This window comes from Hydrogenimonas thermophila, assembly GCF_900115615.1.
Classification (GTDB): Bacteria; Campylobacterota; Campylobacteria; order Campylobacterales; family Hydrogenimonadaceae; genus Hydrogenimonas; species Hydrogenimonas thermophila.
On the sequence record NZ_FOXB01000058.1, the window covers coordinates 1 to 9,594 of the forward strand.

Annotated in this window: 10 protein-coding genes and 1 tRNA gene; 4 read left to right on the forward strand and 7 right to left on the reverse strand. The window is 35.0% G+C overall.

The window, feature by feature from the left end:
- Positions 1-38: 38 nt before the first annotated feature.
- From BM227_RS11775 to BM227_RS11805, 7 genes are read right to left on the reverse strand one after another with little or no spacing between them, the layout of a single operon-like run.
- Positions 39-842: a metal ABC transporter permease gene (locus tag BM227_RS11775; RefSeq protein ID WP_092914120.1), complete on the reverse strand. Its 804-nt coding sequence runs from the start codon at positions 840-842 to the stop codon at positions 39-41.
- Positions 835-1,617, reverse strand: coding sequence for a metal ABC transporter ATP-binding protein (locus BM227_RS11780; protein ID WP_092914122.1), 783 nt, complete (start codon positions 1,615-1,617; stop codon positions 835-837). The genes BM227_RS11775 and BM227_RS11780 overlap by 8 nt, the downstream gene beginning before the upstream one ends.
- On the reverse strand, positions 1,614-2,465 hold the full coding sequence (locus BM227_RS11785) for a metal ABC transporter solute-binding protein, Zn/Mn family (protein WP_092914124.1): 852 nt from the start codon (positions 2,463-2,465) through the stop codon (positions 1,614-1,616). Before BM227_RS11785 ends, BM227_RS11780 begins: the two co-directional genes overlap by 4 nt.
- A 21-nt stretch (positions 2,466-2,486) precedes the next feature.
- Positions 2,487-3,572 carry a chorismate synthase gene (gene aroC, locus BM227_RS11790; RefSeq protein ID WP_092914125.1) on the reverse strand — a complete coding sequence of 362 codons (1,086 nt, stop codon included), beginning with the start codon at positions 3,570-3,572 and terminating at the stop codon, positions 2,487-2,489.
- Positions 3,572-4,255 (reverse strand): ribonuclease III, encoded by a 684-nt coding sequence (gene rnc / locus BM227_RS11795; RefSeq protein WP_092914127.1) that lies wholly within the window; start codon positions 4,253-4,255, stop codon positions 3,572-3,574. Before rnc ends, aroC begins: the two co-directional genes overlap by 1 nt.
- The gene (gene rnhA / locus BM227_RS11800; protein WP_092914129.1) at positions 4,248-4,682 is read right to left on the reverse strand and encodes a ribonuclease HI; all 435 of its coding nucleotides are present in this window, start codon (positions 4,680-4,682) and stop codon (positions 4,248-4,250) included. The genes rnc and rnhA overlap by 8 nt, the downstream gene beginning before the upstream one ends.
- Positions 4,657-5,697 (reverse strand): tetratricopeptide repeat protein, encoded by a 1,041-nt coding sequence (locus BM227_RS11805; protein WP_092914130.1) that lies wholly within the window; start codon positions 5,695-5,697, stop codon positions 4,657-4,659. Before BM227_RS11805 ends, rnhA begins: the two co-directional genes overlap by 26 nt.
- A gap of 46 nt (positions 5,698-5,743) precedes the next feature.
- On the opposite strand from BM227_RS11805, the gene dnaG reads away from it, so the two are divergent.
- The 4 genes from dnaG to BM227_RS11825 all read left to right on the forward strand — a co-directional run bounded on the left by dnaG (position 5,744) and on the right by BM227_RS11825 (position 9,300).
- Positions 5,744-7,444 (forward strand): DNA primase, encoded by a 1,701-nt coding sequence (gene dnaG, locus BM227_RS11810; protein WP_092914132.1) that lies wholly within the window; start codon positions 5,744-5,746, stop codon positions 7,442-7,444.
- The gene (locus BM227_RS11815; RefSeq protein ID WP_092914133.1) at positions 7,422-8,402 is read left to right on the forward strand and encodes an argininosuccinate synthase domain-containing protein; all 981 of its coding nucleotides are present in this window, start codon (positions 7,422-7,424) and stop codon (positions 8,400-8,402) included. Before dnaG ends, BM227_RS11815 begins: the two co-directional genes overlap by 23 nt.
- A 38-nt stretch (positions 8,403-8,440) precedes the next feature.
- Positions 8,441-8,516: transfer RNA gene (locus tag BM227_RS11820), tRNA-Ala, on the forward strand.
- 268 nt (positions 8,517-8,784) lie between these two features.
- Positions 8,785-9,300, forward strand: a complete 516-nt coding sequence (locus tag BM227_RS11825) for a hypothetical protein (RefSeq protein ID WP_092914134.1) — start codon at positions 8,785-8,787, stop codon at positions 9,298-9,300.
- Positions 9,301-9,594: the final 294 nt, after the last annotated feature.

A 9,594-nucleotide genomic window follows, 5' to 3' on the forward strand; every position in this document is an offset into this window, starting at 1 on the left:
AAAGATTCTAAATTTAATTAAAAACTCTATTTGAGGTTTTAATTTTTACTCCATTTAACCATATATAAAATAATTGTACCTAATACTGCAACCAAAATTACTGAAGCACCTGTTGAAAGGTCATACCAGTATGCCAAGAATAGTCCAGCAATGATATAGATAATAGAGAGTATGATAGAAATAATCATCATACTACTAAGTGATTTAACATACATTTCACTGGAAAAACTTGGCATAGTAAGCAAAGCAATCACCATAATAAGTCCTACAAGACGCATAGCAAAAACAACTGTAAAAGCTACCAAAATAAGTAAAAGAAGATGTAAAACCCAAGTTTTCACACCTTGAACTTTTGCAAAAACCGGATCAAAACTAAGAGCCATAAAATCGTAGTAAAAGTACCATACTAAACCTATTACTACAATATCAAAAAGCCCCATCCACAAAAGATCTTCACTTCCAACTGCTAAAATAGATCCAAATAGAAAGCTCATCAAGTCAACATTGTATCCTGGGGTCAAATCGCTTAAAATAACTCCAATTGCCATACCAACTGCCCAAACTATACCAATAGCTGTATCTGATCGGTTTGAAAATCTAAATGAGATAAAAGAGATAATAACTGCTGCAATAAGAGCCGCAACTGTGGCACCAAGCAATATAGAGAATCCGAAAAATATAGCTGCACCAACACCACCATATGTAGAGTGTGCAATACCGCCACTCATAAATGTCATCTTATTTGCCATAGTCAAAGGACCGATAAGCCCAATCGATATGGCTATCAAAACTCCTGCAATCAGTGCATGCTGAAAAAAAGGCATTTGAAGAGCTTCAAGCATGCTTACACTCCTTGGTACACTCAATTTTACGACCTAAATCAGCCCAAAACTCTGCTCCGCAGTAGTGTCCTTCATGATCTTGTAATTGATGTTTTATCTGATATCTTGTATGAGAATCTATATTATGCATTACGGCAGTTTTATGAACATAAACTGCATGTTTGGCATACCCCATAACCATACTCATATCGTGACTTACAACTATGATAGTCTTTTCTCTGTTTAACTCTTCAAGAAGTTCAAATATTTCACGCTGACCTATAAAATCTATACTGGCTGTAGGCTCATCAAGCATTAATATATCAGGTTCACTACAAAGTGCTCTGGCAATGAGAACCCTCTGACGCTGACCACCGGATAGTTCTGCAATTCTTCGAGTTGCAAAGTTTTCCATCTTTACTCTCTCAAGAGAGTCCATAGCCTTTTTTATTAATCTATCATCATACCTTCTTAGTCTATTCCGTTTATGAAGAAGTCCCATTAAAACAACATCTAAAACTGTAATAGGAAAATCTAAATTATGTGCTGTCTCTTGCGGAACATACCCTATGATAGTTCCATTTTCATGTGGAGGCTTTCCAAACAGATATATCTCTCCTTCGCTAGGAATTAAAATTCCCATCATAAGTTTAAGCAATGTACTCTTTCCACCACCATTAGGTCCTATAATTGCAAGGAAGTCTCTCTTTTCAACCTCAAGTGATACATCTTCAAGTACTAACTGTCCATCATATGAAAAAGATAGATTTGATACTTTTACAACAGCTGAACTCATCTATTCGCTTTACAAATATTTTTGGCAATTTGAATAAGATTTTCAGCCCAGTTTAGTGCAACTGGATCAGCTTCAATAATCTTTGCACCAATTGAAGTAGCTATTACTTTTGCCGTACGTTTTGAAAACTGAGGTTGAACAAAAAGTATTTTTACACCCTCTTCTTTGGCTTCGTGAATAATATTGACCAACTCTTTTGACTTTGGTTCTTTACCCTCCACTTCAATTGGTATCTGTTCTAAGCCATAATCCTTGGCAAAATAGCCCCAAGATGGGTGAAAGACCATCATTGCTTTGCCTTTGCACGGTTTTAAAATTTTTAAAAGCCTTCTATTAAGCTCATCAATCTCTTGTGCAAACTTATTTAAATTATTTTCATAAACTGTTTTGTGATTTGGATCTATCTTTTTCAATGCATCAGCAATATTTTTAGCTTGAATTTTTACTAGACTTGGACTTAACCAAATATGCGGATCAAGTGTTGACGATGAGTGATTGTTAGCTTCATGATGATGCTCTTGCATTGGAAGTTTTTTAATTCCTTCAGCAGTATCAATAATATTTATATTTTGATTTTGGTCTTTAAAACGAGGAAGCCATGCTTTTTCAAATGGAACACCTATTGAAAAATAGATTTGTGCCTTGGTTATTTTCTTCATTTGAGATGGCTTAGGTTCATATGTTGCTGGACTTGCTCCAGGTGAAACCATAACAGTTACATCAGCCAAGTCTCCTGCAATTTTTTTGACAAAAGTTTTTTGCGGCAATATACTGACAACAACATTAACCTTACTAAATAATAGACTAGGTAAAAATGTCAATAAACATAACACTAAAATTCTATTCATATAATACCTACCTCAACCCCATTAAACATTTTTTGAATAATAACGTGCAACATCATCCATTTTTCGACCCATATTTAAAAGCATCATATCTGCTATTACCAGTGCAGCCATTGCTTCTGCAACTACAGATCCTCTAATAGCAACACAAGGGTCATGCCGTCCTTTAAGCTCACAAGTGACCTCTTCACCGTGAATATTTAGAGTTTTCATCGGTTTAAAGATAGATGGTGTCGGCTTGAAATATACTTTAATGTCTAAAGTGTCTCCACTGCTTATGCCACCAAGTGTTCCACCGGCGTGATGAGTAACAAAACCCTCTTTTGTCATCTCATCATTATTTTCACTACCATACAATTTGGCAGATTCAACACCCTCTCCTATCTCAACTCCTTTAACAGCATTAATACCCATCATAGCTTCAGCCAACACTGCATCAAGTTTATAGTAAATTGGTTCACCAAGCCCTACAGGAACACCAGTTGCACGAACAAGTGCCGCTCCACCAATACTGTCATGAGCCTCTTTCGCTTTTAAGATCGTCTCTTTTTGTTGACTCTCAACCAACGGATCTAGAGCAAAAATTTCACTTGTTTTAGCATATTCAAAATCATACTCTTTTGCTTCAATATCACCAATTTTAAAAATTCCGCTCTTAACTTCAACACCGACTCTTTTTAACATAAGCTTTGCAATAGCACCTGCAGCAACACGAGCAGCTGTCTCTCTTGCACTACTTCTACCTCCACCTCTGTAATCACGGATGCCATACTTTTCCCAATAAGTAAAATCAGCATGACCTGGGCGGAAAAGATCTTTGATATTGCTATAATCTTTAGACTTTTGATTTGTATTGTAAATTACCATTGCAATTGGTGTTCCTGTACTGACCCCTTCAAAAACACCGCTTAAAATTTCTACACTGTCAGGCTCTTTACGTGCTGTAGCATAAGCATTTTTACCAGGTTTTCTACGGTCTAGTTCACTTTGAATAAACTCTTCATCAATCTCAAGTCCAGCAGGTACACCATCTAAAATACAACCTATAGCTTTACCGTGAGACTCTCCAAATGTAGTCATGCAAAATCGTTTACCAAATGTATTTGACATTAGTTATTATCCTCACTTCTAAGAAGTTTGAGTGCTGTATGTGCTGCCTCTTGCTGGGCAGATTTTTTACTTTTACCTTTTGCAGTAGCAAGTAGTCTGTCATTTACAAAGACCTGTACTTCAAACTCTTTGTTGTGATCAGGTCCTGTTGCATCTTTTAGTACATAATCTGGAATAACACCAAATTTTGCTTGTGTCAGTTCTTGTAGAGTTGTTTTATAATCTTTAAAAAGAGAGCTAAGGTCAATCTTCGGATAACACGCCTCGATCAGATCGATCGTAATACGTCGTACCTCATCGAGACCCGATTCGAGATAGATTGCACCCATTAATGCTTCAAACGCATTAGAAAGTAGTGAAGGTTTTTCCCGTCCTTTATTATTCTCTTCAGCTGCAGATATATAGATATAATCCCCCAAACGCAAAGCATCGGCCAATTTTTTAAAACCTGCTTCATTAACAAGTGAAGCACGCATTTTACTTAGTTCACCCTCTTTTGCTTTTGGAAATTTTACATATAGATACTCACCTACAACCAAGTCAAGTACAGCATCTCCTAAAAACTCTAAACGCTCATTATTATATGGCTTTTTATAACTTTTATGAGTCAATGCTTCTATAAGTTTTTGCCTATCTTTAAACTTATAACCAAGCTTCTCCTCAAGGGGCTTAAGCTCATCCATATGTTCCCTCCTTAAATTTTTCTGCTGTAGTACGTGCCAACTCGTCACAACGCTCATTTTCAGGATGACCGTTATGTCCTTTTACCCAAACAGCTTTAATTTTATGTGGCTTGGCTGCTTCAATATAAGACTGCCAAAGCTCAGGATTTTTAACCTTTTTAAAATTACGTTTTACCCAACCTTCCAGCCACTCATTTATACCATTTACAACATAGCTTGAATCACTGTAAATCGTAACATCACACGGCTCTTTAAGAGCTTTTAGTCCTTCAATGACTGCCATTAACTCCATTCTGTTATTGGTAGTCATTGGATCACCGCCGGTAAGCTCTTTTTCTCTGTTACCATATCTAAGGATTACACCGTAACCACCTGGTCCGGGATTTCCAAGACTTGAACCGTCACAGAATATTGTAACCTGTTTCATTTATTACCTTTGTAATTTCTCTCTCTACAATCACACTATCAAGTGCCATACATCTAGGACATCTTTCAAACGGTAAAGGAAACTGCTGTTTGCAAGATTTACAAAGATAGGCAAACTGCAATGTAGCATCATTGAATCCAGTTTTCTTTAGATGATTCAACATATCAATTAAAAACCATCCAATAGGAGGACTTGGATCAATATCTCCTCTTGCACCATAAATAGCACGCAGCTTTGGACTCTGCTTTATTTTGTCATAATCCATAAAAGAGGCAGGCAGATACCAAAAGATATCAATAAGTTGATCAATATTTGCTTCTCGTACCATTTCCCACGCACGACCAGGCTCACTTTTTAAGAGATATTCAAAAACTATGCGATCAAACTTTTTCTCTTTTTTATAAAGCGATACAACTTTTTCAATCTTTTTTTCATGTTCTAATCCAGTATCAGTTAAAATAGTTTTTAACTGAAGATATATTTTAAGATCATCAACATCTACACCCAATGCTTCAAGCGGCTCTATAACCTCTTTTGCTCTTTTAAAATCGTGCAGTCTTTCATAGACCACCATTAAGTTGTTAAGAACTCTCTTGTTTCTTGGATTAGACTTTAATATTTGTAAAAAAGTCGTTCTAGCCCTCTCTAAAAATCCAGCATGCATATAGGTTGTGCCAACTAGCTCCATTATCTCATAAATTGTAGCTTCATCCTCAATATGCTCTAACAGATATAGACCTATCTCTATAGCGTTATTATATTCACCGCTCTTTTCATATGCATGTGCCAACAGAACCAATGGCTTTGTCATTTCAGGTGTATATGGCATCGACTCAAGACTCTTTTTAACTCCATGAGTCTCAAATCTTTTTAAAAAACGTTGGAGTCTGCGAGATTTGCGAGACTTAACATATACACCCCACCAGAAACTGGCAAAAGCAATAATAAACACCATCCCTGCAATTAAAAGAATTGCAAAGAGAGGGTCGCGATAATCTATCAGGAGGGCATCCACCAACAAACCTTATTTAAAGTAAATCTTTTTATTATATAATAAAAAGATGATAGATAACAACTCCATTGAGCAGCTAAAGCAGACCATTGATATTGTAGATGTTGTCGGCAACTATGTTGAACTCAAAAAAAACGGCTCCAATTTTAAAGGTTTGTGTCCTTTTCACAATGAAAAAACACCAAGTTTCATAGTCTCTCCAGCAAAACAGTACTACAAATGTTTTGGATGTGGAGCAGGTGGCGATGCCATCAAGTTTGTAATGGAGTATGAAAAACTCAGCTACCCTGAAGCAATTGAGAAACTAGCAAACCTTTATAACTTCACACTACGATATACAGAAGGCAAACAAGGCGGTGGTCAAGAGAAAAGAATTCTAGAGACAATTGGACAATGGTATCGTGCAAATCTAGAGCATAATAATAGTGCTAAAGAGTATTTACAAAGTCGTGGCGTTTCGCTTGCAAGCATAGAAAAATTTTCACTTGGCTTTGCACCCTCTTCTGAAGAGACAATAAGATTTTTACAAAGAGCAATGATTCCAATGCAAAAAGCTGAAGAAGTAGGAATATTGGGATCAGACAATGGTCGTTACTATGCCAGGCTTATTGATCGTATTATATTTCCTATCTACTCATCCTCTGGAATGCCTGTTGGTTTTGGCGGAAGGACAATGGGAAACCATCCGGCAAAATATATCAACTCACCGCAAACAAAACTCTTTAATAAGTCTCGTCTTTTATATGGATACAATTTAGCTAAAGAGCAGATATACCGTAAAAAGAGGTTGATTGTTGTAGAAGGTTATATGGATGTAATTATGCTTCATCAAGCTGGATTTAACACAGCTGTTGCGACACTTGGTACTGCATTGACCAATGATCACTTACCTCTTCTAAAAAAAGGTGAACCTGAAATTATAGTTGCATATGATGGTGACAATGCAGGAATAAATGCAGCAATGAAAGCTGCTTTACTTTTAAGTTCTCACAATTTTGAAGGAGGCATTGTACTTTTTGGTAATGGAATGGATCCTGCCGATATGGTTAATGCAGGAAATGCCAATACTATTGAAGCTCTCTTTTCCAAACCTATTGCCTTTGCTCAGTTTGTAATAGACAGAATTGTTGCAAGTCATAATATCCACACACCAAAAGGGAAAGAGGATGCTTTTTTTGCAATAAAAAACTACTTATCCACTCTATCACCCTTTGTAGAGGAAAATTATAGAAGATATGCAGCTTCTCTTCTTGGAGTAAATGTAGCAAGACTGGCTCCAAAAGATGAAAAGCAGATATATAAAAAATATCAATATAATAAAAACAACATAGAAACAAAGCAACAACCAATAAAACAATCTTTTTTAACTCTTACAGATGTAGCTGAAGAGAGTATTATCAAAACTTTGTTAAAAATACCATCACTTACAGATATGGTGCTTGATACAATGGATAGTTCTATGTTTAAGATCCATCGTGAAGCCTTTGAAGCATTAATAAGAGGTGAAGAGCATGAAGATCTTTTACGTATAGATCTTGATGATACAATTGTGATATATCAGGAAGATGAACTTAAAAAACAGCTTGTTTACTTTTTAAGAAGATATTATCAAAAAGCACTTGACAATATAAAAAATAATGATACACTTCCATTTGAAAAAAAGATATTTTTTATACGTAAATATCAAGATTACATAAATAAATTAAAACGAGGAGAGTTGGTTCAGTATGAAAGCCATAGCACTATTTAGCGGTGGGCTTGACAGTACACTGGCAATGAAACTTATCATTGATCAGGGGATAGATGTTATCGCTCTAAATATCGACATTGGATTTGGCAGTACAAAAAGCAAAAAAGAGCATATGCAAAATATGTGTGACCAAGTAGGTGCAGAGCTTCGTATTTTGGATATACGAGATCAATATCTTAAAGAGATTCTTTTTAATCCAAAATATGGATATGGTAAAAACTTTAATCCTTGCATAGATTGTCATGGAAATATGTTCAAAATTGCAAAAGAGCTTATGGAGCCTTGGGGAGCAAGTTTTCTTATTAGTGGTGAAGTTGTAGGTCAAAGACCTATGAGTCAGCGACGTGATGCACTTGACATTGTAACTGATCTTTCTGAGACTGAAGATATTTTACTTCGACCTATGAGTGCAAAAGTTCTACCACCTACACTTCCTGAACGTGAAGGATGGGTCGATCGTGAAAAACTGCTTGGAATCACAGGACGAAATCGTGAAGTACAGTTGAAAATGGCAGAAGAGATTGGTCTGAAAGATTTTGAAAAACCTGGTGGTGGATGTCTACTAACAGATGAAAATTTCTCTAAAAAAATTGAAGAGTTTATAAAGTATGATACTCTTGAAGTAGAAGATGTAGCTTTGTTAAAATGTGGTAGACATCTTCGCCTTCCAGATGGTGCAAAACTTGTTATAGGTCGCCATAAAGAGGATAATGAGATGATAAATGCGGCATTAACTTCAAAATATAAAAAAATTCGTCTATTAAATGCAGTAGGCCCAATCTCAGCAATCAGTGCTAATGCAAGCGAATCTGACAAAGAGCTGGCTGCTAAACTTACAGCAACATATGGAAAGACTAAATCTGATGAGGTTTATGAAGTAAACGTTGGAGATGAGGTTTATAAAGTTACTCCATATGACTCAAAAGAGCCTGCACAAAAATATTTTATAAATGCTTAAGCAGAGTTGAATTAAAATTCAACTCTCTAAAGTTTAATGGGGCATTAGCTCAGCTGGGAGAGCGCCTGCTTTGCACGCAGGAGGTCAGCGGTTCGATCCCGCTATGCTCCACCAATTATCCCTCCTTAAACTTTCAAATCATTTCAAAACTTCTATAAAGCCGAACTTCCAAACTAAATAATAAAAGAATATATTTTATAAAAACTCAACTACTGCTACTTTATTAAAAGAGTTGTCTAATAGAAATATTAGATTTGAACTTGGTTTTGTCAATGTTAAACCTAATAAGCAAATTGATGATGTTTGTTTAAGATTAAGGCAAGTATAATATTTCAAATAAATAAGAGAGCATAATGGAAACAGACTTATATGAGGAGTTAATATGAAATTAAGAGAAAAAGAAAATAAACTTTTTGAAGAATGGTCAAAAAACAGAAAAAAATTTGCAAAAGATGGAGCTGGAAAAAAATTTGAATCTCAAAAAACAAAATTAATTTTGATTGGTAAAGAAACTAATAAAACAGGTAATAATTTTGACTGGAGAGAATATTTAGATGGGGGAGTTTTTTATAAAAAAACCAATAAACCATTTGCTACATCTTATAATCTTTATAGATGGGCTAAATTTTTATTAGAAAGTCCGTTGGAATGGAAAGAATATAAAAAGATAGAAAAAAATAAAGAAAAAAGGATTGATATTTTTAGTAAAATAGTATTTATGAATGTAAAAAAAGAGAGTGGTGGGAGTATTTCTGATACTAATAAAATCATAAAAACTGGATCAAATGATGAAAAATATTTAGAAAAACAATTAGAATTATACCTTGATAATAATGACTTAAAAATTTTATTTTTATTAGGTAATGGTATTTATACCCCTCGTATAATACATTTATAGAAATAATTTAGAGATTTTCATCCAAAAAGGATTGAAAAATTAACTCTAAATTATTACTATCAAGAATGAAGAAATTAGACTTCAGATCTTTAACTTAATCACAGTCTAACCAAAGAGCTAAAAAGTCTTTTTATACCCCCTGTGACTTCTTTAAGCTTAGTTTGCTTAAGGAGATCACTTAATTTAGCTTGACTGTCTCTTTGGTGATAATCACTGATTAAAAGTTGCAATGATGCTTTTGCATCAATTGCTCATTGATTACGAGGCTGTGATGCCCTTTGGGCAACCAAAGAG